The organism is Cereibacter johrii, from assembly GCF_001720585.1.
GTDB classification, from domain to species: domain Bacteria; phylum Pseudomonadota; class Alphaproteobacteria; order Rhodobacterales; family Rhodobacteraceae; genus Cereibacter_A; species Cereibacter_A johrii.
The window spans coordinates 48,426-71,314 of the sequence record NZ_MABH01000165.1 but is presented as its reverse complement, the minus strand read 5'-3'; the positions used below and the strand labels follow the sequence as shown (position 1 = coordinate 71,314).

Below are 22,889 nucleotides of genomic sequence, written 5' to 3'. Positions count from 1 at the left end.
GACCGGCACGCCGCCGGGCTACTCTTTCAACCGACAGCTATCGGAGTACGCGATGACCGACGCGGCAACGGCCCCCACCTCGATCGACCTGCGCGCCGAATATGAGGGGTCGGGCGCGAAGGAGGTGCTCGAGGAACTCGACCGCGAGCTGATCGGGCTGAAGCCGGTCAAGGACCGGATCCGCGAGACAGCGGCGCTCCTCCTCGTGGAGCGGGCGCGGCAGAAGCTGGGCCTCGCCCATGAGACGCCCACGCTGCACATGAGCTTCACCGGCAATCCCGGCACCGGCAAGACCACGGTGGCGCTGAAGATGGCGGGGCTGCTGCACCGCCTGGGCTATGTCCGCAAGGGCCATCTGGTCAGCGTCACGCGCGACGATCTGGTGGGGCAGTATATCGGGCATACGGCGCCCAAGACGAAGGAGGTTCTCAAGCGCGCCATGGGCGGCGTGCTCTTCATCGACGAGGCCTATTACCTCTACCGGCCCGACAACGAGCGCGACTACGGGCAGGAAGCCATCGAGATCCTGCTTCAGGTGATGGAGAACAACCGCGACGACCTCGTGGTGATCCTTGCAGGATACGCGGATCGGATGGAGAATTTCTTCCAGTCGAATCCCGGCTTCCGCTCGCGCATCGCGCATCACATCGAATTCCCCGACTACAGCGACGAAGAGCTGTTCGAGATCGCAGGACACATGCTGGACGACCAGAGCTATCAGATGACCCCGGAGGCCGAGACGGCGCTGCGCGCCTATATCGGCCTGCGCCGCACCCAGCCGCATTTCGCCAATGCCCGTTCGATCCGCAATGCGCTCGACCGCGCGCGGCTCCGGCAGGCCAACCGGCTGTTCACCGCCTCGTCCGGGCCGCTCGACGCGCGCGCCCTCTCGACCATCGCCGAGGAAGACATCCGCGCGAGCCGGGTGTTCAAGGGCGGGCTCGACAGCGAGCGCCGCGCCGCGGAGGCCCTGGCCAGATGATCGAGGCGATCCTTTTCGACGTGGACGGGACGCTCGCCGAGACCGAGGAGCTGCACCGGCGCGCCTTCAACGAGACCTTTGCCGCGCTGGGGCTGGACTGGTTCTGGGACCGCGAGGAGTATCGCGAACTGCTGACGACCACGGGCGGCAAGGAGCGCATTGCGCGGTTCCTGCGCCACCAGAAGGGCGATCCGGCGCCGCTGCCCATCGCCGATATCCACCGCGCCAAGACCGAGCGGTTCGTGGCGCTGATGGCCGAGGGCGAGATCGCGCTGCGGCCGGGCATCGCCGACCTGATCGCCGAGGCGAAGCGCGCCGGGATCCGGCTCGCCGTGGCCACCACCACCAGCCTGCCCAATGTCGAGGCCCTGTGCCGGGCCTGTTTCGGCCGTCCCGCGCGCGAGGTCTTCGACGCGATCGCGGCGGGCGACATGGTGGCCGAGAAGAAGCCCTCGCCCGAGATCTACCGGCTTGCGCTCCGCGAGCTCGGCGTGCCGCCGGACCGGGCCGTCGCGCTGGAGGATTCGCTCAACGGTCTGCGGGCCGCCAAGGCGGCGGGGCTGCGCTGCATCGTCTCGCCCGGCTTCTACACCCGGCACGAGGAGTTCGCCGGGGCGGACCGGCTCGTCGACAGTTTCGCCGAGCTCGGCGGGCTCGCCGGCCTCGATCTGACGGCGCCGGTGGCTTGATGCCGGGAGTCGTCTTCGATCTGGACGGGACCCTCGTCCATTCCGCGCCCGACATCCATGCCGCCGTCAACAAGGCGCTGGCCGAGGAGGGAGGCGCCCCCTTCACCCTCGCGGAGATCACCGGCTTCATCGGCAATGGCGTGCCGGTGCTGATCCAGCGTGTGCTGGCCGCCCGGGGCGAGGCGCCGGACGCGCACCGCCAGGCCCAGCTTCAGGGGCGGTTCATGGCGCATTACGAGGCGGATCCGGCGACGCTCACCAGCGTCTATCCGGGCGCCGAGGCGGCGATCCGGCACCTGCGCGCGGAGGGCTGGCGCATCGGGCTGTGCACCAACAAGCCCGTGGGCGCCTCGCGGCAGATCCTGTCGCTCTTCGGCCTGCTCGAGCTGTTCGATGCCATCATCGGCGGCGACAGCCTGCCCCAGCGCAAGCCCGACCCGGCGCCGCTCACCGCGACCGCGGCCGCGCTGAAGGAGGAGGTCGTGCTCTATGTGGGCGACAGCGAGGTGGACGCCGCCACCGCCCGGGCCGCGGGGCTGCGCTTTGCGCTCTTCACCGAAGGCTACCGCCATGCGCCGGTGCATGAGTTGCCGCACCACGGGCTCTTCAGCCATCACGACGAGCTGCCGGACCTTCTGAAGCACCTCTTGGCGTGACGGGCCCCGCGCGCCTATCCTTGCCGGGACACCGGCGGGAGGCGCGCATGGGCGGGAGCGGGACCGAGGGACCGGACTGGGTGGAGCGGCCGGCGCACCGGCTGTGGCTTCTGGATCAGGCGCGGGGGCTGTTCGACTTCTTTCGACCCGCGCTCGATCCGGCCGGCGGGTTTCATCCGCTCGACCTGCGCGGCCAGCCGCTGGGCGGCGCGGCGGGCAGGCTGCGCCAGATCCACGACACGACGCGGATGGTCCATTGCTACACGCTCGCGCGCGAGCTGGGCCTGCCCGGCGCGGACCGGATGATCGACCACGGGATGCAGACGCTCTGGTCGCGCCACCGCGATCCGCATCATGGCGGCTATGTCTGGAGCTTCGATCCCGACGGGCCGGTGAATGCCACAAAACAGGCCTACGGCCATGCCTTCGTGCTGCTGGCGGCGGCTTCGGCTCGGGTCGCAGGCCATCCGGACGCCGACCGGCTTCTGGCCGATGTGGGCGAAGTGATCCGGCACCGGTTCTGGGATGCCGCGGCCGGAGCCTCGCGCGAGGAGTTCACCGAGGACTGGCATCCGCTGGGCCCCTACCGGGGCCAGAATTCCAACATGCACCTGACCGAGGCGCTGATGGCTGCCTTCGAGGCCACGGGCGACGCGGAATGGCTCAGGATGGCCGAACGGATCGCGCGGCTGCTGATCGACCGCCATGCCCGCGCCGAACATTGGCGGGTGCCCGAACATTACGACGCGGACTGGCAGGTGGACCGCGACCATGCGGGCGACCCCATGTTCCGCCCGGCAGGCACGACGCCCGGCCATGCGCTGGAATGGAGCCGGCTTCTTGTGCAGCTGTGGCATCTCGGGGGCCAGCGCGAGGGCTGGATGCGCGAGGCGGCGGAGGCGCTGTTCCTCCGCACCGTCGAGATCGGCTGGGATCGCCGCGCAGGCGGCTTCTATTACACGCTGCACTGGAGCGACCGGCCCGACCGCGAGGACCGGTTCTGGTGGCCCTGCGCCGAAGGCATCGGGGCGGCGCATGTCCTGCGACGCTCCGGCGGAGACGCGCGTTTCGAAGGCTGGTATCGCCGGATCTGGGACTTCGTGGCCGACCGCTTCCTTGATCGCACGCACGGCGGCTGGTTTGCCGAACTCGACAGCGACCTGCGCCCGGTCGAGCGGGTGTTCCGCGGCAAGCCCGACCTCTATCACGCGGTGCAGGCCTGCCTCATTCCGCTCCTGCCTCCCACGGCCAGCGTCATCCGCGGCCTGCGGGCCTCGTCGCGCAATCTCCTCGCCGCGAACTGAGGCGCAGGATTTTTTCCGAAAGGTGGAACTTCCTCTTTTGGAGAGTGTTCATCCCTCAATCCCGCGGCTGGCGCTTTCCCCGACGCCTTGCCCTGAACTGCCGCGGGCCGAGCGCCGCCACCAGGGTTTTCCCTCCCCTGCTGGCGGCGCGTCTCGTTTCCAGACCATCATGATGCGGCGCGCCGGCCTGATGACAGGTCTTTCGCCACACCCGTCGTCAAAACGAACGGCGGCGCCGGAGGCGCCGCCCTGGGTCGTGCATGACCCGCCCCGAGGAGCGGGTCGAGGAGCCTGGCATCAGCCGTCGATGCGCTCGACCACCGCGGCGGCGAAGGTCGCGACCATGCCGGCATAGACTTCGTCGCTGGTCGGCGGGATCACGGTGATATCGGTGCCCGGCGGCATCATCGGCAGGGCCTGGGCCATCGTCACCGTGAGATCGAACGTGTTGAAGTTCGTGTTGTTGTTCAGGTCGATCACGTTGACCGTGCCCGACATGGTGCTCTCGGCGGAGCCCACGGCCGACTGGAAGAAGTTGGCCAGCGCCACCTCGTTCATGTCGATCTTGATGTCCATGCCTTCGTCGCCGAGGCGGCCGACGAGCTGCGCGGCGATGGCGGTCTCGAGGTCGGTGTCGAGCGACTTCCAGTAAGCCGCGGCCTCAGCGTTGCTCAGATCGTTCAGCGAGGTTTCGACGTCGATCGACTTGATCATCGGCGCATCGGCCAGAGCCAGCGCAGGCAAGGTCAGAGCCGCGCCCAGAAGGGCGGCCGCAAGGGTCTTCCCGTACATTGATTATCTCCGAACTTGAAAGTTGGACGCGGGCGATGGTCCCGCCCATCCTGTGGGAAAAGAACGCGGAAATCCGCCCGCGGTTCCCTGCCGCCTGTCAGATCAGGGGTCTGCGGCGCGGACGGTCGGGATCGACCAGCGCCAGCGCCGCGAGCCGCTCGCGGTCGATGGACAGGGTGCCCCCCGCCCAGAGCGCGTGGCCCGTCTCGCGCAGGCGGCGGATCGTCTTGTTGGTGTGAACGAGCGACAGACCCAGCGCATCCGCCAGATCCTGCTGCCGCCAGGGCATCGGCACCCGGCCCCGCTCGGCGAGGCCGATGGCCGACAGCCGCTCGTGGATGCGCAGCAGCGCCCAGGCCAGCCGCTCGGTCGCGTCCCGCTGGCCGAGCGAGGCGATGGTCTCGCCCAGGAAATGCTCCTCGACCGCCGCGATCCAGGTGAGGTCGTAGGCGCGCTCGGGCTGTTCGCGGAACAGGTCCCACAGATCCGCGCGGTTGAAGACGCAGAGCACCATCGAGGTCGTGCTTTCGACCGAATGGCGCATCTCTCCCGCCAGACCGGCCTGCAGGCCGATGAAATCGCCCGGGAAGAGGAAGTTGATGACCTGACGCCGGCCGTTCTCGAGCATGGTGGACCGGATGCCGAGCCCGCTCAGGACGGTGAAAAGATGCGCGCTGCCCTGTCCCTCCTCAAGGAGGGTCATGCCGGGCGCGACGACCATTTCACCCACCCTGAACTGCTCCATGAAGGAGAGCTCGCTTTCGGAGAAGGGAAGGAACAGCTGTTTCCGCCGGAGCGGGCAGGTTCGGCAATTGGCGATTGTGGAGTCAGGATCGGACATGAACATGTCACAGTTTAATGCAGCGGCGGAAGAATGGGCGCATAGGGGGCGCAAATCCATTTGATCGAGGCCGGGACAAGGTGCGCTCCTGCTATTTCGTCGCTCTGAAACATGTGGTCGTGGCGCAGGATCTTGCGCAGACGATCCTCGACCACGATCCGGAGGCAGAGGTGATCGTCGGGCGCAAGCCCGAGGACCTCGGCCCGACCTGCCAGCCGCGTGTGGCTTTCGTGGGACTTTCGCCGGAGAAGGCGCTGGCGCATCCCGCCATCAAGGCGCTCCTGCGCAACGGCACCCGACTGGTCCTTCTCGGCGAAGAGGCCGAGGAGGCGGGAGAGGGCGCCGACTGGTGGATCCTGTCGCGCCCCTTCACGAGCGATGCCGTCCTTGCCCTTCTGGAACGCGCCGCCGAAGAGCGGCGCGACCAGGAGGCGGACTGAACGCCCATGCCCGTCAGGCGTTGAGCGTTTCGGTCGAGGAGAAGAACATGGCCTGGCTGACAGCCGAGCGGACCTGATCCTCGGAGTAGGGCTTGGTGATGAGGAAGGCCGGCTCGGGGCGCTTGCCCGTCAGCAGCCGCTCGGGGAAGGCGGTGACGAAGATGACCGGGATGTCCTCGAACTGCTTGAGGATGTCGTTCACCGCGTCGATGCCCGAGGAATTGTCCGCAAGCTGGATGTCGGCCAGGATCAGATCCGGACGCTCCTTGGCGGCCAGCGCCACGGCTTCCGTCCGGGTGCGGGCGATGCCGGTGACACCGTGACCCATCTCCCGCACGATCGCCACGATGTCCATGGCGATGATCGCCTCGTCCTCGATGACCATGATGCGGCCGGCAACCGAGTTCGCCATCTCGCGCTGCGCGATCTCGATCAGCTCCGCGGCCTCGCCGGCGTCGATCTGCATGATCGCGCCGATCTCCTCGTGGTGGAACCCTTCGATCGCATGAAGCAGCAACGCCTCGCGCGTGTTCGGCGTCAGACGCGACATGTGATCCTGCGCCCGCTGCGAGAGCCGGCTGTCAGGCTCGCCCAGCGGCGCGCCGGCACTGGCCCAGACCAGATGGAACGCATGGAACAGCGCCACCTTCGGACTTTCGGTCGCCTCGAAGATGTGCGTATCCTCCAGAATGGCCTCGAGGGTCGCGGCGGCGTAGCGATCGCCCGTCTCCTGACTGCCGGTCAGCGCGCGCGCATAGCGGCGCAGATACGGCAGGTTGGTCCCGATCACACTGGCGAGGTCGGGCGTCGTGTCGGAGGTCATATACAAGGTCCCCTGGCTGCAACATTCTTGGGAACCGAACGCCGGTGCCCGCGTTCGGTTCCGGGGATCTTATCAACTTTTGTGAAGGGCGTGGCAGTTTCCATGGCGCAATCGACAGAACCCAAGGCATCGCCGGACAAGGCGACGGCCAAGGGAGGAGACAACACCAAGGGCAAGAGCCGGAAGGAGCTGCAGCAGCAGATCGACGAGAACCTGAGACGCGTTTACGAGGAGGCCCTTGTTCAGGAAGTCCCCGATCGCTTCGCCATGTTGCTCGACCAGCTGCGGCAGAAGGGAACCGGAAAATGACGCAGACTTCGAAGGCTCCGGGCGAGCATCGCGATCCGCGCGATGAGCTTCCCGAGCATCTGCCGGCGCTGCGCGCCTTCGCCATCAGCCTCACCCGCAACGTGGCCGTCGCCGACGACCTCGTGCAGGACACGATCGTGAAGGCCTGGACGAACTTCGACAAGTTCACCGAAGGCACCAACCTGCGGGCCTGGCTCTTCACCATCCTGCGCAACACCTTCTACTCCGACAAGCGCAAGCATCGGCGCGAAGTGCCCGATCCCGAGGGGGTCCATGCGGCGTCGCTCTTCGTCAAGCCCGCCCATGACGGGCATCTGGCCTTTTCGGACTTCAGCGCGGCCTTCGACCAGCTCTCGCCGGAGCATCGCGAGGTGCTGATCCTCGTCGGCGCCTCGGGCTTCGCCTACGAGGATGCGGCGCAGATGATGGGCGTCGCCGTCGGCACCGTGAAGAGCCGCGCCAACCGCGCCCGCGCGCGGCTCGCCGAGCTTCTCGGCCTCGAGAAGGGCGAGGAGATCTTCTCGGGTGTGGACGGACAGACGCTCGCGGTCATGTCGCGGTCGGGGATGACGGCTGCATGACCTTCTTCGCCGGGCTGCGGCGGCGCTACGGGGACAGGATCGGGTCACGGATGGCCTTTCTGCTCGCCGCCGCCCTGCTGCCTCTGGGCGCGATCTCGGTGCTGCAATCCCATGCGGTGCTGAGGGAGGCGGAGGCGCGGTCGGAGGCAGCCCTCACCGGCGAGACCATGCGGGCAGCCGAGCACGAGGTGCGGCTGATCCAGAAGGCCCAGGGCGCAGCCGCGGCTCTGGCCGAGGTCGTGCGCCCGCTGCTTGCGACGGGGGATGCGTGCAACACCGCGCTTCGCGAAGTGCAGATGGGGTCGCAGAGCTACGCCGCCATCGGCTTCATCGACAATGACGGGCGGATGACCTGCTCCTCCTTCGGCCGCGAGATGGATTTTTCGGGGAACGAGCTGGCCGCCGCGGCGCTTCAGGCGGGCGAGCCTACGCTTCAGATCGATCCGAACGGGCCGGTCTCGGGGAAGTCGGTGGTTGTCGCCACGAACCCGGTCATCGATTCAGGCGGGCGGCAGCTCGGCGTGCTGGCGATTTCGCTCGCGCACAGCGCCCTTCTGAGCCGGGAGAGTGCCGCAGCTCCGGGGCAGGTGCCGCCGGTTCTCATGACCTTCAACGGCGCCGGCGAGATCCTGACCTCCTCGGTGGGCTTCGAGAGGGGGGGGCGCCTTCTGCCGCGCGACCGCGCCCTTGCCGCGCTGACCGGCGAGGCGCGAACCCTCGCCTTCACCGCGGCCACCGAGTCGGGCGCCGAACGGGTCTATTCGGTCGTGCCCATCATCGCCGGCCGCCTCTATGCCCTTGGCTCCTGGCCCGCGGGCGGCGACGCCGGGCTCTGGATCCGGGCGCTGCCGTCGTTCGCGCTGCCCTCGCTCATGTGGCTGGCCTGCCTGCTCGTCACATGGCTCGCGGCCGAGCGGATGATGCCCCAGCCGATCCGGCGCCTCCGCGAGGCGATCCTCGAATTCGCCAAGGGCAGCAGGGTCGTCGATCCGCTGGACTTCGCCGATGCGCCGCAGGAGATCCGGGAACTGGCCGAGGCCTTCGCGCGCATGACCGACACGATCCTGCATGACGAGGCCGAACTCGAGGACATGGTGCACCAGAAGGAGGTTCTGCTGCGCGAGGTCCATCACCGCGTGAAGAACAACCTCCAGCTCATCGCCTCGATCATGAACATGCAGATGCGTCAGGCCCGCACGCCCGAGGCCAAGGGGCTGATGAAGGGGCTGCAGGACCGGGTGATGAGCCTCGCCACGATCCACCGCGGCCTCTATCAGACGACCGGCCTCACCGACATCCGCGCCGACGAGCTCCTGTCCGACATCGTGCGGCAGGTGGTCAATCTCGCGACGGGCCCCGGGCGCCGGATCGCCGTCCACACCTCGTTCGGCGACGTGCGCCTGACCCCCGATCAGGCGGTGCCGCTGGCGCTCCTGCTGACCGAGGCCCTGACCAATGTGATGAAATATGCCGGCGCGCCCGCGGGCGAGACGCCGCGGCTCGACGTGTCGCTCCACCGCGAGGAAAAGTCGATGGCAGTGCTCGATGTCACCAACAGCCTCGGGACCGAGCCGCCGTCGGCCGAGACGACGGCGATGGGCACCGGGCTCGGCGCGCAGCTTCTGGCGGGCTTCGCGCAGCAGATCGGCGGCGAGGTCAGGATCGACAAGACCGAGACGAGCCACAGCCTCAGCGTCCGGTTCGAGATCCGCCCCCTCGCCGATGCCGAGGCGCGCAACGAGAGCGCCGCCGAGGCCCCGTGACCTCACGGGTCCGCGCTTCTTCGTGATCCTGAACAGCGGAACTCGCACGGGCGTCCGGGAGTTTTCCCGGCAGCCCGATATGGGAACCGTTAAAGGAGTAATCGACATGAATTGGGATCAGATTGCCGGCCGCTGGAAGCAGATCAAGGGCGAGGCCCGCGCCAAGTGGGGCGAGCTCACGGACGACGAGCTGGACCAAGTGGCCGGCGACCGTGAGCGCATGGTGGGCCTCCTCCAGACGAAATACGGCGACAACAAGGCCGATGCCGAGCGCAAGGTCGACGACTGGATGCGCGGCCTCTGAGGTCACTCAGGACGCACGACAGGGCCCGCTTCGGCGGGCCCTTTTCATGCCGGAAGGCCCGCTCGCGCGGGTCTCCCTAACCGCGGGGCCGGTCTAGCGGTTGCGGAACCGGTAGCCGATGCCGGGCTCGGTGAAGATCCAGCGCGGATCGGCCGCATCGTCGCCGAGCTTGGCGCGGAGCTGGCGGATATAGACCCGCAGATACTGGCTGTCCTCCTCGTGCGCGGGCCCCCAGATCGTGCGCAGGATCATCGCCTGCGTGACGAGCCGCCCCGGCTGCGAGGCCAGAAGCCGCAGAAGATCGAACTCGCGCCGCGTGAGTTTCACCTCGGCTCCCGCGACGCTGACCCTCCGGGCCGCGAGGTCGATCTCGAGCTCCGCCACCGAGAGGACCGAGGGCGCGGCGGGCCCGGTCCGGTCGCGCAGGAGCGCGCGGATCCGGGCCAGGAACTCGCTCGTCGCAAAGGGCTTCGTCACATAATCCTGCGCCCCCGCATCGAGCGCCGCCACCTTTCCCGCCTCGTCGCTGCGCACCGAAAGCACGATCACCGGCACCTGCGACCAGCCCCGGACCGTGCGGAGCACCTCGATCCCGTCGCCGTCGGGCAGGCCGAGGTCGAGGATCACCAGCGCCGGCGCATCGAGCGCGGCACGGTCGATCCCCTCGCGCACGCTGGCGGCCTCGGTCACGAGATGGCCCTCGGCCTCCAGCGCCACGCGCAGGAAGCGCCGGATCGGCGGCTCGTCATCGACGATCAGGATGCGCGCAGGCCCGGTCACGGCGCCACCGGCAGGGTCAGGAGGATGCGCGTCCCCTGCCCGTCCGGCCGCGCGGCCTCGGCCCGGATCGTGCCGCCCTGCGCCTCGAGAAGGCCGCGGCAGATGGCGAGGCCCAGCCCGGTGCCCGCCCTCCGCCGGTCAGTGCCCGCGACGCGGTAGAACATGTCGAAGACCTTCTCGCGGTCGGCCGGCGGGATGCCCGGCCCCTCGTCGGCAACCGACAGCACCACCCGCCCCGCGTCAAGCCGGGCCGCGAGGGTGATCGGGCTGCCCGGAGGCGCATATTTGGCGGCATTGTCGAGGATATTGACCAGAACCTGCTCGGTCAGCACCGGATCGACCAGCACGGCGGGCAGATCGGGCGGCAGATCGGTCCCGATCCGGTGACCCCGCAGCACGGCGGCGAGGCGCGTGCGCGCGGCACCCACCAGTTCGGCCAGATCCGAGGGCCGGGCCGCGGGCTTCAGCGCCCCGTGGCCGAGCCGGGTCATGTCGAGCAGGTTCTGGACGTAGCGGTCGAGTCGCTCGCCCTCCTCGCGGATCGTCTCGGCCAGGGCCTGCTGGGCCTCGGGCGGAAGCGCCCCCGGTTCGGAAAGGCTGCCGGCGGCGCCGATGATGGTCACGAGCGGTGTGCGCAGATCGTGGCTCACCGACGAGAGAAGCGCCGTCCGAAGCCGGTCGGTCTCGGCCGCCAGCCGCGCGCCCTCCAGATCCTCGGCCAGACGCACCCGCTCCATCGCCAGCGCCACCTGATCGATCAGCGCATCGAGCAGGCGGCGGTCCACCGGCGAGAAGCTGCGCCCGCCCTCATAGGCCACGCCCACCCCCCCGAGCCGCCGCTCGCCCGCCCGGATCGGCAGGAAGAGCCAGTCTGCCGCGGGCAGCGTGGCCGACCCGCGGCCCGCCTCCTCGCCCCGCTGCCAGGCGTAGCGCGCGGCCGACATGTCGCGCAGCTCCAGCCGGTCCTCGGGCGGAAAGCCTCCGGCGACCGCAAGCCGCTCTCCCTCGGGCACGAGAAGCACGGTGCGGCAGGCCAGCGTCATGCTCACATGGCTGACGGCGGCCCAGACCACATCGTCGAAGGCCGCCGCGGCCGCCACGCGCCGGCTGAAATCGTAGAGCTTCCCCATCCGGTCGGCGGCCGCGCGCTGCGCATCGACCCTCGCCCGCAGTTCGGCCGCAAGGCCCCCCGTCAGCAGCGAGGCGGCAAGGAACAGGCCCAGCGTCAGGATCTGGTCGCGATAGTGAACGGTGAAGGTCAGCCGCGGCTCGGTGAAGAAGAAGTTGTAGGCAAAGAAGCCCGAGACGGCGGTCAGGGCCGAGGCCCAGCGCCCGAAGCGCGTGGCCACCACGAGGACGGCCGTCATGAAGAGGAGCGCGAGGCTCGCCACCGGCAGCATCCGGTCCACGATCCAGGCTGCGCCCGAGGCCAGCGCGGTGGCGAGCAAGGCCCAGCCCGTCGCCGGGAAGGACAGGGCGGGCAGGTGCCAGCCCTGCGGCCGCGCGCGTCCGGGCTCGGCCGAGACCAGCGTCACCTCGAACTCGGTCCCGAGCCGCAGCAGGCGCTCGGCCACCCGTTCGCGAAACGGATGAACGAGCGCGTGGAGCGCGGACCTTGGGCGGGGACGCCCCACGATGATGCGGCGGACATTGTTCCGGCGCGCAAAATCGAGGATCTCGCGCGCCACGTCGCCGCCGGCCTGCAGGCTCGCCACCGTGGCGCCCAGCCGCTCGGCCAGCCTCAGCGCGAGCGCCAGATCGTCGCGCGCGCCCTCGGGCAGGGTCTCGATCCGGGGCGAGGTCACCGACAGGGCGATCCACTCGACCCGGGCCCGATCCGCCGACCGCTTGGCCGCCCGGATCGCATTCCGCGCCGCGGGACTGTCCGAGACGCAGACAAGGAGGCGCTCCTGCGCGGGCCAGGGGCCGGGGATCGCATTGGCGGCCATGTGCTCGCGCAGCTGCGCATCCACCCGGTCGGCCGCGGCCCGCATCGCCAGCTCGCGCAGCGCCGTCAGGTTGCCCTTGGCGAAGAAGTTCTGCACCGCCCGCGCCGCCTGCTCGGGCACATAGACCTTGCCCGCGCGCAGCCGCGCGATCAGATCCTCGGGCGAGAGATCGATCAGCTCGATCTCGTCGGCGGTGTCGAGGATCCGGTCGGGCACCGTCTCGCGCACGCGGATGCCGGTGATCCGCGCCACCGCATCGTTCAGCGTCTCGACATGCTGGACGTTGAGCGTGGTCCAGACGTCGATGCCCGCGGCCAGCACCTCCTCGACATCCTGCCAGCGCTTCTCGTGCCGGCTGCCCTCGAGGTTCGTGTGGGCCAGCTCGTCGATCAGCGCAAGCCGGGGCCGCCGGGCCAGCAGCGCGTCGAGATCCATCTCGGAGAGGATGCGGCCGCGGTAGTAGCCGGGGCGGCGCGGCACCACGGGAAGGGCATGGACCAGCGCCTCGGTTTCGGCGCGGCCGTGGGTCTCGATCACGCCCGCCACCACGTCGGTGCCTTCGCGCAGCCGCTGGCGGGCGGCCTCGAGCATGGCGAAGGTCTTGCCCACGCCCGGCGCCGCCCCGAGGAAGATCTTGAGCCGCCCCCTGCCCTCGCGCGCGGCTTCCGCCAGAAGCGCCTCGGGTTCGGGACGGAGATCCTCGTCCGCCATGGATCAGGCCCCGGCCGCGTCGAGCGCGAGGTTGACGGCCAGAACATTCACCCGCGCCTGCCCCCAGAGCCCCAGCAGCGGCGGCTCGACATGGGCCTCGATCAGGCGGCGGACGGCGGCCTCCTCCAGGCCGCGGGCGCGGGCGATGCGGGCCGCCTGCGCCCGGGCATTGGCGGGCGAGACATGGGGGTCGAGCCCGCTGCCCGAGCCGGTGACCGCATCGACCGGAGCGGAGGCGCCGTTCTGCGCCTCATAGGCCGCCTGCCGCTCCTGCACTTGGGCCAGCAGCGCGGCCGAGGTCGGCCCGAGGTTCGAGGCCGAGGTGCCGGCCGCGTTCCAGCCGCTCGCCGAGGGACGGGGGTGCAGATAGCCCGGCTCGTCGAAGCCCTGCCCGATCAGGGCCGAGCCCACGACCTGCCCCTCGCGCAGGATCAGGCTGCCCGCGGCGCGGTCGGGGGCGATGACGGCGGCGAGGCCGGTCAGGGCCAGCGGATAGGCCACGCCGGTAAGCAGGCTCAGCGCCAGAAGGCTCGCCAGCGCGGGACGGAGATGGGTCATCATGGCAGGCTCCTTTCAGGCGAGGCCGAGGGCCACGAGGCCCATGTCGATGATCTTGATCCCCACGAACGGCACGACCAGTCCGCCCAGACCATAGATCGTCAGATTGCGCCGCAACAGGGCCGCGGCCGAGGCGGGCGCATAGCCCACCCCGCGCAGCGCCAGCGGGATCAGCGCCACGATCACCAAGGCGTTGAAGATCACGGCCGAGAGGATCGCGCTTTCGGGGCTGGCCAGACGCGTGACATTCAGCGCCTGAAGGCCCGGATAGGCCGCCACGAACATGGCCGGCAGGATGGCGAAATATTTCGCCACATCGTTGGCCACCGAAAAGGTGGTGAGGGCGCCGCGGCTGATGAGCAGCTCCTTGCCCACCATCACCACCTCGATGAGCTTGGTGGGGTCGCTGTCGAGGTCGATCAGGTTCGCGGCCTCCTTGGCGGCGGGCGTTCCCGAGTTCATCGCCACGCCCACGTCGGCCTGCGCCAGCGCCGGGGCGTCGTTCGAGCCGTCGCCGCACATGGCCACCATCCGGCCCTGCGCCTGCTCGCGCCGGATATAGTCGAGCTTCATCTCGGGTGTGGCCTCGGCGAGGAAATCGTCGACCCCGGCCTCGGCTGCGATGGCGGCGGCGGTCAGGGGGTTGTCGCCCGTGATCATCACCGTGCGGATCCCCATGCGGCGCAGGTCGGCAAAGCGGGCGCGCACGCCGGGCTTCACCACATCCTTCAGATGGACCGCGCCGAGGATGCGGCTGCCCTCCGCGACGAGCAGCGGCGTGCCGCCCGACCGGGCGATGGCCTCGACCTCGGCCGCGACCCGCGCATCGGGCACCCGGCCCGTGTGGCGCAGGACGGCATCGACCGCCCCCTTGCGCAGCGCGACATCGCCCAGATCCACGCCCGACAGCCGCGTCTGGGCCGAGAAGGCCACGGCCAGCCCCTCGGGCACCGCCGTGGCGCCCTGAGCGCGGGCCAGCTCGACGATGGACTTGCCCTCGGGCGTCTCGTCGGCGAGCGAGGCGAGCATCGCGCGGTCGGCCAGCTCGCGCAGGCTCACGCCCTCGGCCGGCACGAACCGGTCGGCCATGCGGTTGCCGAAGGTGATCGTGCCGGTCTTGTCGAGCAGAAGCGTGTCCACGTCGCCCGCCGCCTCGACCGCGCGGCCCGACTTGGCGATGACATTGGCCTTCACCAGCCGGTCCATCCCCGCGATGCCGATGGCCGAGAGAAGGCCGCCGATGGTGGTGGGAATGAGCGTGACGAAGAGCGCCGCGAGGAACACGACCGGGATGGTCGCGCCCGAGAAGCGCGCGAAAGGCTCGAGCGTCACGACCACGATCAGGAAGATCAGCGTGAGCCCCGCGAGCAGGATGTTCAGCGCGATCTCGTTCGGGGTCTTCTTGCGCTCCGCCCCTTCGACCAGCGCGATCATCCGGTCGAGAAAGCTGCGCCCCGGCTCGGCGGTGACGCGCAGCACGAGACTGTCCGAGACGATGCGCGTGCCCCCCGTCACCGACGAGCGGTCGCCGCCGCTCTCGCGGATCACCGGGGCGCTCTCGCCGGTGATGGCGCTCTCGTCCACCGAGGCCACGCCGCGGATCACCTCGGCATCCGCCGGGATCAGGTCGCCCGCTTCGACGAGCAGGATCTGGCCCTTCCTGAGCCCCGCCGAGGGCACGAGGGTCGCGCTCGCGGGCGCGGCCTCGGCCGAGGCGAGGAGCTTGACCGGCGTCTCGGAGCGGCTTGCGCGCAGACTGTCGGCGCGGGCCCGGCCCCGGCCCTCGGCCAGCGCCTCGGCGAAATTCGCAAACAGCACCGCGATCCAGAGCCAGGCCGAGACATGCAGCGCCGTAAGGCCGCGGGACGGATCGGTCGCCAGCGCCGGGAGGGCGAGGACGGTGGTCAGGGCCGCCACCACGGCCGTGGTGAAGATCACCGGGTTGCGCGACAGGCTGCGCGGGTCGAGCTTGACGAAGGACTGACGGAGGGCTCTTGGCGCGAGGGTTGCGAGCCGCGCCTCGGGTCTGGGATGTCGGGACATGATCTGCCTCAGAAGCTCTGTCCGGCGGCGAGGGCGGCCTGTTCGGCCAGAGGTCCCAGCGCCAGGACGGGAAAGAAGGTGAGCGCGCCGAAGACGGCGACGGTCAGCACGAGCAGCGTCACGAACAGCGGCCCGTGGGTGGGGAAGGTGCCGGCCGTGGCGGGCGCGGGCGTCTTGCGGACGAGCGATCCCGCGATGGCGAGCATCGGCACGATCATCGCGAAACGGCCGAAGAGCATGAGCAGGCCCAGCGCCGTCGTCTGCCAGGGCGTCGCCGCATTCCAGCCCGCGAAGGCCGAGCCGTTGTTGCCCGTGGCCGAGGAATAGGCATAGAGGATCTCGGACAGCCCGTGCGGGCCCGCCTCCTGCACCGAGGCCGCCATGGCGGGAATGCTGGCCGAGAGCGCCCCTCCCGCGAGGATGCCCACCGGCATCGACAGGAAGGCCAGAACCGCCAGCACCACCTCGCGCGCCTCGATGCGCCGGCCGAGATATTCGGGCGTCCGCCCCACCATCAGCCCCGCGAGGAAGACGGCGAGCACGACATAGAGCAGCATCCCGTAGAGGCCCGAGCCCACGCCGCCGAAGATCACCTCGCCCACCTGCATGTTCACGAGCATCACGAGCCCCGAGAGCGGCAGGAAGCTGTCGTGCATGGCATTGACCGAGCCGTTCGAGGCCGCCGTGGTCGCCGCCGCCCAGAGGCCCGACAGGATCGGGCCGAAGCGCATTTCCTTGCCCTCCATGTTGCCGCCCGAAAGCGCCATCAGCGGATTGCCCGCGCTCTCCTGCCACAGGATGAGGGCCAGCCCCGCAAGGAACAGGACCGACATGGCGGCGAAGATGGCCCGCCCCTGCCGCCCGTCGCCCGCCATGCGGCCGAAGAGGAAGCAGAAGGCCACCGGGATCACGAGGATCGCATAGCATTGCACGAGGTCCGAGAGGATCGTCGGGTTCTCGAACGGATGGGCCGAATTGACCCCGAAGAAGCCGCCGCCGTTGGTGCCGAGCTGCTTGATCGCGATCTGGCTCGCGGCCGGGCCGCGGGCGATGATCTGCTCGGCCCCCTCGAGGGTCGTGGCCCGCACGGCGCCGAGCAGCGTCTGCGGCACGCCCTGCAGGATGAGGATGAGCGCGAGCGCGACGGAGAGCGGCAGGAGCACCCAGAGCACCGAGCGCGAGAGGTCGGTCCAGAAGTTGCCGAGGCTCTCGCCCGCGGGCCCGGTGAAGCCGCGGATCACCGCAACGCCCACCGCCATGCCGGTGCCCGCGGAGACGAAGTTCTGCACCGTCAGGCCCAGCATCTGCGCGAGGTAGCTGAGCTGCGCCTCGCCGCTGTAGGCCTGCCAGTTGGTGTTGGTGACGAAGCTCAGCGCGGTGTTGAAGGCGAGGTCGGGCGCCATGCCCGCCACCCCGTCGGGGTTCAGCGGCAGGAGGCCCTGCAGCCGCAGCAGCGCATAGAGCGCCAGAAAGCCCGCGGCATTGAAGGCGAGCACGGCCATCGCATAGGCGGCCCAGCCCTGCGGCCGGGCGCTCCGCCCGAGGAGGCGCCGGCCGGCAGGCAGGCCGTCGCCCGCGTAAAGGCGCGCCATGCCGGAGCCGAGCAGCCAGCCGCCCCCCGCCAGCGCCGCAAGAAACAGCAGAAGGCCCCAGATCTCGGACATGGGACCCTCAGAACCGGTCGGGGCGGACGAGCGCCGCCACGAGATAGACGAAGAGGCCCGCGGCGACCGCGAGGCCCAGGATGGGTTCGAACATGGGTGGGTCTCCTCAGCTGCGCCCGAGGGCCGCCACAAGGGCGGCGAAGGCCGCGAAGCCTCCGAGGCCCAGAACGAGATAGGCAAGGTCGGTCATCTTCCGCTCCTGAAAGTCATGGCGGAAGGCTCTCCCGAAGCCGCGTAAGGGCGCCATTCGGGATAAGGCACTTCTCCGTAAAGGGCGCGTAAAGGCACAGGCCGGGAGGCGGTTGCGGGATGCGGGATCCGCCCCGGCCGACCGGCCCCTCCCTCGCCGACGGGTCGCCTCTCCTCGATGCCTGGCGCCCTGCGCCAGCCTGTCCTCGCTCTGACGGCTGTACGGCTGTCAACTTTCGGCACCTGCCGAAGGCATGGCATCCTCGGGTGGGCCCTCGGCCAGTGTCAGGAGCACTCGTCCGTGCGCGTCCTGCGGCAGCCGCGAGGCCCGGTCCCGCCAGTCACCAGAGCCCTCCGCCGCTCGGCGCCCCAAGGCACCGATCCGGTTCGTCCCGCATCCGCTCCGGGAGGGTTCGAAGCCGTGGAGCCCGTTTCCGCCATCGACCGGATCCCGCCGCCGCTCGGAAGCCCAGACCGCCTAATTGGCTCGCCCCCAATCGGCTCCGAGAGGATGCAGAGCCGTGGAGCCCGTGTCCGCCATCCGCCGGACTCCGCCGCCGCTCGGAACTTCGGGCCGCCGATCCGGTTCAGCCCGCATCAGCCCCAAGAGGTTCTCGATGCAAGATGTTGCCCTGTCCCTTCGCATTCTGGTGATCGAAGACGACTACATACAGGCGCAGGGCCTGGCCCGGGATCTTGGCCGCATGGGCCATCGGGTGATCGGGCCCTTCTCCGACATTCACGAGGCGATCCACAGGCTCGACGAGGTGGATGCCGCCGTCCTCGACATAAGGCTCGGGTCGGAGCAGAGCTACGAGCTGGCGGACTGCCTGCTGAACCGCAGCGTGCCCTTCGTCTTCTGCACCGCGGCCGATCGCACGGCGCTGCCCGAGCGGTTCCGCCGCGTGACGCTCTTCAACAAGCCCTGCGGCGCGCGCGAGATGTTGCGCCAGCTGGCCCGCCAGATCGAACGGGCCGACCATACGGCCTCGGCCGATCTCGACCGCCTCGTGCGCGACCTGCGTCTGCACGCCCGCCAGCTGATGCCGGACGGGCCCTCGGCCGACCGGCTGGTCGAGAGCGCGCTGCGCGCCCTGATCGAGACACCCGGCCGGATGCCCGAGCGCGACGAGGAGTTGCGGCAGCGGCTGATCGACCTCCTGCAGGAGGCCAGCCGCTCGAGCCGCGGCCGGCACCTGAACTGAGGCGGCAGCCACGCCGCTCGTCCCGCATTTTGCCCTTGCAGCGGCCACAGGCTTCTCCACACTCGCGCCATGGATGAGCTGGTATCCCTGACCTATCGAAGCCGGGCGCGGCTCGCCGATCCGACCGCGCAGATCGTGCAGATCATGCGGGCCGCCCGGGTCAGGAACCTGCGCCTCGGCATCACCGGCATCCTGCTCTACAACGGCGTCCATTTCGTCCAGACCATCGAAGGGCCGCGCGCCGCCTGCGACGAGCTCTTCCGCCTGATCTCCGCAGACCCCCGGCACCAGGAGATCCTCGCCTTCGGCTTCGAGCGGATCGCGGCGCGCCGCTTCCCGGACTGGTCCATGAGGATCGTGTCCCGCGAGGAACTTCGCGCTCTCGCGCCGGGCCTCGAGCGGCTGGATCTGAGTGGCCCCGAGGACGTGACGGAACTCCACCGGACCATCGCCGCGCGTCTGTCGAGGGGAGACGCAGCCGCAAACGGCTGACGCGCGCTGCTGCATCCGGTGCAGGAGGCGAAGGCGGGTGTCCTACCGGCCCGTCGCGGCGGCGGCCTGGGTCTCGAACAGGAGGAGGCACAGTTCGCGTCGCATCGACCGGAGGCGCGCGGTCACGTCGATCGGCTGCCCCTCGCCCAGCGCATCGTCGAAGGCGGTGACCACATGCTGCTCCCCGTCCTGGATCTGGTCGATGATGTTGCCATCGACCCCGTTCACCAGCGACCGCAGCGAGACGACCGCGCGATTGACGGTGGACATGAGGCTGCCCTTGCTCTCGGGCTCGCGTCCGAAGCGGGCGATCATCTCCGCCAGCTCGTCGGACTGAACGCGGTGCAGATCGCGAAACCGTTCGGCGGTGGGCCGGAATGCGGGCTCTGCCCGGTCGACCATGGTCTCGAACCCGGCCAGGACATCGAGGGAGCGCAGATGCAGCGTCTCGAGGGCATCCAGCGCCGCGGGTTCCGGCGCACCGTAGGATCTGATCCCGACCATCCACTCGTTCTCCCTCTGGTCGGCCCGCCCACATGCGGGCCGGAACCTGGGACGGTCAGATCCCGCGGGAGGCTCCGCGCGGCCCGAAGATCAGCCACAGGATGAAGCCGATCACCGGGAGCAGGATCACGATCAGCGCCCAGAGCACCTTCCGCCCGGTCGAGGCGGAGGAGCCGAGAATGGATACCAAGGCCCAGAGATCCAGCGCAAGGATGATCAGGCCGCCGAAGCCGCGAAGCTGAAACATATTCATTTCCATGTGCAGGATCCCCTGTGCGAACTCATGTACCGGCCAACGCATTGACCCTGCGCCGGTTCCTGTGAAGCCGGAAGGACGGCGTCAACCGGCGAGAAAGGCCTCGACCGGGGCAAGCGAGCGGTCAGGCCCCTCTTCCTGCGGCACATGGCCCATGCGGGGCAGGAGGACGGTCCGCACATCGGGCAGCGCACGCGCATAGGACGGGGCGTTCGAGACCGGGATCACCGCATCCTCCTCGCCCCAGAGCAGCAGCGTCGGCGCGCGCACCCGCGCCAGAAGCGTTTCGGGCGGAACGAGAACGGTCTGCCGCATCCTGTCGATCAGCGCCTCGCGGACACCCGGTGCGCGGATCAGGTCGTAATAGCGGCTGACGATCTGATCGGACATGACGTTGGGATCGGCATAGGCCATGCCGAGCGACAGGCGCAGCAGCGGCCGCGGCAGCCAGTAGCGGAGAGCCTCGGCAAGAAGCGGCACCTCGGGCGCCTCGCCATAGGTGAAGCCCGGGCTTTCGTAGCCATCGGGCGACACGAGGACGAGCTTGCGCACCCGTTCGGGGTGGGCGGCGGCGAAGGTGAAGGCGATGCGCCCGCCGATCGAGTTGCCGATCAGGTCGGCCTGCTGCAAGCCCGCGCGGTCCATGATGGCGATCAGGATCTCGGCCACCCGCCGGTCGGAATAGTCTCCGGTCGCGTCGGGCGGCGAGAGGCCCAGGCCGGGCAGATCGAAGCTGATGACGCGCCGGGTGGCGGCCATCCGGTCCTGCCAGGCGCTCCAGGTATGCAGGCTCGAGCCGAAGCCGTGGATCAGGATGACGGCGGGCGCGCCCTTCGGGCCGCGGTCGCGCATGTGGATCGTGGTGCCGGCCACCGTCGCCAGATCGCCGGGCCGGGCGAGATAGCGCCCCTCGAGCTCTGCCCGCGGCAGGTCCGGCGTCCAGAGCGCGATCCCCGCCCCCATCATGACCGCAATCATGAGGTTGAACACGAACAGCAGACGGACAAGACGGACCCTGCGCATGATACACCGCTCGGAACTCGACAGGATCCTCGCCGTTGCCCGGAGGCCGCGGAGACTCACCTCACCCACGAATCGGTGAGCTAGGGCGCAAGGCTGCCGGGTCAATGCCGCACAGTGCCGCGCGACCATCCGCCGCAGGTTCGGTCCAAGCCTTTGTGCTGCAATGCGGCATCGGCCTCGGTGCCGTAAATCACGGCAGTTGAACAACTTGACCTTGCTCAAATCAAAAATGCTGCAGGTGCATTACACCGATTTCATGAAAGAAGCGTAAGCGGGCTCCAGAGCCTTCGGAACACGGAACGATCCATGTCTGACATGAAGTGGAATGCGGAAGGTGCGCCGGCCTATGGGCAAGCGCTGGATCGGGCGGCGCGCGCCGCCATCGCGGGCATGACACGGGGTCTGGCGCCCTCGGTGCTGGCCACGGCCGCGCTCGACTGGATGATGCATCTGGCCGCGGCCCCCGGAAAGCAGGCGGAGCTGTGGGAGAAGGCCGCGACTGCCTCCGCAGCCCTGATGCAGGCGGGGCTGCAGCCGCACGAGGCTCCGGTCAAGGACCGCCGCTACGCCTCGGAGGCGTGGAACCGCCAGCCCTTCGCCGCGCTGCGCGACAGCTTCCTTCTGACCGAGGACTGGTGGCAGACGGCCACCACCGGCCTGCGCGGGATGGACCGGGCGCACGAGGCGGCGCTGAGCTTTTCGGTGCGCCAGATGCTCGATGTCTGGTCGCCCTCGAACAACCCGTTCCTCAATCCCGAAGTGCTGAGCCGGACGACGGAGACGCGGGGCGCGAACCTCGTGCAGGGCGCGATGAATTTCGCGGGCGACATGGCCCGCCTCGCAACCGGCGTGCCGATGGACGTGGGCGGGTTCCGCATCGGCGAGACGCTGGCCGCGACACCCGGCAAGGTCGTCCTGCGCACGCATCTGATGGAGCTGATCCAGTACAGCCCCACCACGAAGGAGGTGCATCCCGAGCCGGTGCTGATCGTGCCGGCCTGGATCATGAAATATTACATCCTCGACCTGAGCGAGCAGAATTCGCTGGTCCGCTGGCTGGTGGCGCAGGGCTTCACCGTCTTCATGATCTCGTGGCGCAACCCCTTGTCGGAGGACCGCGATCTGGGTCTGATCGACTATCTCGATCAGGGGCCGCGCGCGGCGCTGAAGGCGATCCAGGCGATCACCGGCGCACCCAGGGTCCATGCGGCGGGCTACTGCCTCGGCGGCACGCTGCTCTCGATCATGGCCGCGCGCATGGCCCACGATCACGACGAGCGGCTGGCCTCGATGACGCTGTTCGCCGCGCAGGTCGATTTCTCGGAAGCGGGCGAGCTGGCGCTCTTCATCTCCGAGGCGCAGGTGGCGCTGCTCGAGGACATGATGTGGCATCAGGGCTATCTCGACAGCGACCAGATGAGCGGGGCCTTCACGCTTCTGCGGTCGAACGATCTGATCTGGTCGCGGATGATCCATGAATACATGATGGGCGAGCAGCCGCATCCGAACGACCTGATGACCTGGAACGCGGACACCACCCGGATGCCCTACCGGATGCATTCGGAATATCTGCGCCAGCTCTTTCTCGAGAACCGCTTCGCCGAGGGCAAGTTCGAGCTCGAGGGTCATGCGCTGTCGCTGACCGAGCTGCGGCTGCCGATCCTCGCGGTGGGCACCGAGACCGACCATGTCGCGCCCTGGCGGTCGGTCTTCAAGATCCAGCGGCTGACCGAGACCGAAACGACCTTCGTGCTCACCTCGGGCGGGCACAATGCGGGCATCGTGTCCGAGCCGGGCCATCCGCGGCGGCATTTCCGCATCGCCACCACCCGGCGCGACGATCCCTACCGCGACGCCGACGAATGGTTCGCCGAGACGGCGCCGGTCGAGGGCTCGTGGTGGCCCGCCTGGGGCGCCTGGCTCGCCGAACGCTCCGCGCCCAAGGGCAAGCTGCCACCGATGGGCAGCGCCCGGGGCGGCTATCCCGCGCTCTGCGAGGCGCCGGGCACCTACATCCTGCAACGCTGAAGG

At 69.4% G+C, this 22,889-nt stretch carries 25 protein-coding genes; 12 read left to right on the top strand and 13 right to left on the bottom strand.

Features of this window, described 5'->3' with window-relative positions:
• The first annotated feature begins 52 nt into the window (after window positions 1-52).
• Genes cbbX through A9O63_RS15550 form a run of 4 tightly spaced genes read left to right on the top strand, consistent with a single transcriptional unit; the run spans window position 53 to window position 3,631 of the window.
• Entirely contained in the window at window positions 53-982 is a 930-nt protein-coding gene (cbbX, locus tag A9O63_RS15565; protein WP_069332766.1) for a CbbX protein, read from the top strand.
• Window positions 979-1,671: an HAD family hydrolase gene (locus A9O63_RS15560; RefSeq protein ID WP_069332765.1), complete on the top strand. Its 693-nt coding sequence runs from the start codon at window positions 979-981 to the stop codon at window positions 1,669-1,671. The genes cbbX and A9O63_RS15560 overlap by 4 nt, the downstream gene beginning before the upstream one ends.
• Window positions 1,671-2,327, top strand: a complete 657-nt coding sequence (gph, locus tag A9O63_RS15555) for a phosphoglycolate phosphatase (protein ID WP_069332764.1) — start codon at window positions 1,671-1,673, stop codon at window positions 2,325-2,327. The genes A9O63_RS15560 and gph overlap by 1 nt, the downstream gene beginning before the upstream one ends.
• A gap of 47 nt (window positions 2,328-2,374) precedes the next feature.
• Window positions 2,375-3,631 carry an AGE family epimerase/isomerase gene (locus tag A9O63_RS15550; protein ID WP_069332763.1) on the top strand — a complete coding sequence of 419 codons (1,257 nt, stop codon included), beginning with the start codon at window positions 2,375-2,377 and terminating at the stop codon, window positions 3,629-3,631.
• Window positions 3,632-3,928: 297 nt separating this feature from the next.
• On the opposite strand, the gene A9O63_RS15545 is transcribed toward A9O63_RS15550, so the two are convergent.
• Both A9O63_RS15545 and A9O63_RS15540 read right to left on the bottom strand, forming a co-directional pair.
• Window positions 3,929-4,423 carry a hypothetical protein gene (locus A9O63_RS15545; RefSeq protein WP_069332762.1) on the bottom strand — a complete coding sequence of 165 codons (495 nt, stop codon included), beginning with the start codon at window positions 4,421-4,423 and terminating at the stop codon, window positions 3,929-3,931.
• 97 nt (window positions 4,424-4,520) lie between these two features.
• Window positions 4,521-5,270: a Crp/Fnr family transcriptional regulator gene (locus A9O63_RS15540; protein WP_069332761.1), complete on the bottom strand. Its 750-nt coding sequence runs from the start codon at window positions 5,268-5,270 to the stop codon at window positions 4,521-4,523.
• A gap of 74 nt (window positions 5,271-5,344) precedes the next feature.
• Between A9O63_RS15540 and A9O63_RS15535 the strand changes: the two genes are divergently transcribed.
• Window positions 5,345-5,704, top strand: a complete 360-nt coding sequence (locus A9O63_RS15535; RefSeq protein ID WP_069332760.1) for a hypothetical protein — start codon at window positions 5,345-5,347, stop codon at window positions 5,702-5,704.
• A 13-nt stretch (window positions 5,705-5,717) separates the two neighbouring features.
• Here the strand turns inward: A9O63_RS15535 and phyR are convergent, their stop codons facing one another.
• The gene (gene phyR, locus A9O63_RS15530) at window positions 5,718-6,527 is read right to left on the bottom strand and encodes a response regulator PhyR (protein ID WP_069332759.1); all 810 of its coding nucleotides are present in this window, start codon (window positions 6,525-6,527) and stop codon (window positions 5,718-5,720) included.
• Between the two features lie 102 nt (window positions 6,528-6,629).
• Here phyR and A9O63_RS15525 point away from each other — a divergent pair, with 102 nt between their 5' ends.
• The 4 genes from A9O63_RS15525 to A9O63_RS15510 all read left to right on the top strand — a co-directional run bounded on the left by A9O63_RS15525 (window position 6,630) and on the right by A9O63_RS15510 (window position 9,484).
• Window positions 6,630-6,836, top strand: coding sequence for a NepR family anti-sigma factor (locus A9O63_RS15525; protein ID WP_069332758.1), 207 nt, complete (start codon window positions 6,630-6,632; stop codon window positions 6,834-6,836).
• Entirely contained in the window at window positions 6,833-7,417 is a 585-nt protein-coding gene (locus A9O63_RS15520) for an RNA polymerase sigma factor (protein WP_069332757.1), read from the top strand. Before A9O63_RS15525 ends, A9O63_RS15520 begins: the two co-directional genes overlap by 4 nt.
• Complete coding sequence (locus tag A9O63_RS15515; RefSeq protein ID WP_069332756.1) at window positions 7,414-9,180, top strand: sensor histidine kinase; 1,767 nt, start codon at window positions 7,414-7,416, stop codon at window positions 9,178-9,180. The genes A9O63_RS15520 and A9O63_RS15515 overlap by 4 nt, the downstream gene beginning before the upstream one ends.
• Before the next feature lie 106 nt (window positions 9,181-9,286).
• Window positions 9,287-9,484 (top strand): CsbD family protein, encoded by a 198-nt coding sequence (locus A9O63_RS15510; protein WP_069332755.1) that lies wholly within the window; start codon window positions 9,287-9,289, stop codon window positions 9,482-9,484.
• Between the two features lie 93 nt (window positions 9,485-9,577).
• On the opposite strand, the gene A9O63_RS15505 is transcribed toward A9O63_RS15510, so the two are convergent.
• Genes A9O63_RS15505 through A9O63_RS23125 form a run of 7 tightly spaced genes read right to left on the bottom strand, consistent with a single transcriptional unit; the run spans window position 9,578 to window position 17,436 of the window.
• Window positions 9,578-10,264, bottom strand: coding sequence for a response regulator (locus A9O63_RS15505; protein ID WP_069332754.1), 687 nt, complete (start codon window positions 10,262-10,264; stop codon window positions 9,578-9,580).
• Window positions 10,261-12,924 carry a sensor histidine kinase gene (locus tag A9O63_RS15500; protein WP_069332753.1) on the bottom strand — a complete coding sequence of 888 codons (2,664 nt, stop codon included), beginning with the start codon at window positions 12,922-12,924 and terminating at the stop codon, window positions 10,261-10,263. Before A9O63_RS15500 ends, A9O63_RS15505 begins: the two co-directional genes overlap by 4 nt.
• A 3-nt stretch (window positions 12,925-12,927) precedes the next feature.
• Window positions 12,928-13,485 carry a potassium-transporting ATPase subunit KdpC gene (kdpC, locus tag A9O63_RS15495; protein ID WP_069332752.1) on the bottom strand — a complete coding sequence of 186 codons (558 nt, stop codon included), beginning with the start codon at window positions 13,483-13,485 and terminating at the stop codon, window positions 12,928-12,930.
• Window positions 13,486-13,497: 12 nt separating this feature from the next.
• Entirely contained in the window at window positions 13,498-15,525 is a 2,028-nt protein-coding gene (gene kdpB, locus A9O63_RS15490; protein ID WP_069332751.1) for a potassium-transporting ATPase subunit KdpB, read from the bottom strand.
• Window positions 15,526-15,533: 8 nt separating this feature from the next.
• The gene (kdpA, locus tag A9O63_RS15485; protein WP_069332750.1) at window positions 15,534-17,189 is read right to left on the bottom strand and encodes a potassium-transporting ATPase subunit KdpA; all 1,656 of its coding nucleotides are present in this window, start codon (window positions 17,187-17,189) and stop codon (window positions 15,534-15,536) included.
• Between the two features lie 7 nt (window positions 17,190-17,196).
• Entirely contained in the window at window positions 17,197-17,283 is an 87-nt protein-coding gene (kdpF, locus tag A9O63_RS15480; RefSeq protein ID WP_002721789.1) for a K(+)-transporting ATPase subunit F, read from the bottom strand.
• Window positions 17,284-17,295: 12 nt separating this feature from the next.
• Window positions 17,296-17,436, bottom strand: coding sequence for a hypothetical protein (locus tag A9O63_RS23125; protein ID WP_167354628.1), 141 nt, complete (start codon window positions 17,434-17,436; stop codon window positions 17,296-17,298).
• A 559-nt stretch (window positions 17,437-17,995) separates the two neighbouring features.
• Here A9O63_RS23125 and A9O63_RS15475 point away from each other — a divergent pair.
• Both A9O63_RS15475 and A9O63_RS15470 read left to right on the top strand, forming a co-directional pair.
• A complete protein-coding gene (locus tag A9O63_RS15475; protein WP_069332749.1) occupies window positions 17,996-18,583 on the top strand; it encodes a response regulator in 588 nt (195 codons plus the stop codon).
• A 69-nt stretch (window positions 18,584-18,652) separates the two neighbouring features.
• The gene (locus A9O63_RS15470) at window positions 18,653-19,075 is read left to right on the top strand and encodes a BLUF domain-containing protein (RefSeq protein WP_069332748.1); all 423 of its coding nucleotides are present in this window, start codon (window positions 18,653-18,655) and stop codon (window positions 19,073-19,075) included.
• A gap of 42 nt (window positions 19,076-19,117) precedes the next feature.
• Here the strand turns inward: A9O63_RS15470 and A9O63_RS15465 are convergent, their stop codons facing one another.
• The 3 genes from A9O63_RS15465 to A9O63_RS15455 all read right to left on the bottom strand — a co-directional run bounded on the left by A9O63_RS15465 (window position 19,118) and on the right by A9O63_RS15455 (window position 20,858).
• Window positions 19,118-19,579 carry a ferritin-like domain-containing protein gene (locus tag A9O63_RS15465; RefSeq protein ID WP_069332747.1) on the bottom strand — a complete coding sequence of 154 codons (462 nt, stop codon included), beginning with the start codon at window positions 19,577-19,579 and terminating at the stop codon, window positions 19,118-19,120.
• A 55-nt stretch (window positions 19,580-19,634) separates the two neighbouring features.
• On the bottom strand, window positions 19,635-19,838 hold the full coding sequence (locus tag A9O63_RS15460) for a PLD nuclease N-terminal domain-containing protein (protein ID WP_002721784.1): 204 nt from the start codon (window positions 19,836-19,838) through the stop codon (window positions 19,635-19,637).
• An 81-nt stretch (window positions 19,839-19,919) separates the two neighbouring features.
• Window positions 19,920-20,858: an alpha/beta fold hydrolase gene (locus A9O63_RS15455; RefSeq protein ID WP_069332746.1), complete on the bottom strand. Its 939-nt coding sequence runs from the start codon at window positions 20,856-20,858 to the stop codon at window positions 19,920-19,922.
• 306 nt (window positions 20,859-21,164) lie between these two features.
• Here A9O63_RS15455 and A9O63_RS15450 point away from each other — a divergent pair, with 306 nt between their 5' ends.
• Window positions 21,165-22,886 (top strand): PHA/PHB synthase family protein, encoded by a 1,722-nt coding sequence (locus A9O63_RS15450; protein WP_069332745.1) that lies wholly within the window; start codon window positions 21,165-21,167, stop codon window positions 22,884-22,886.
• Window positions 22,887-22,889: the final 3 nt, after the last annotated feature.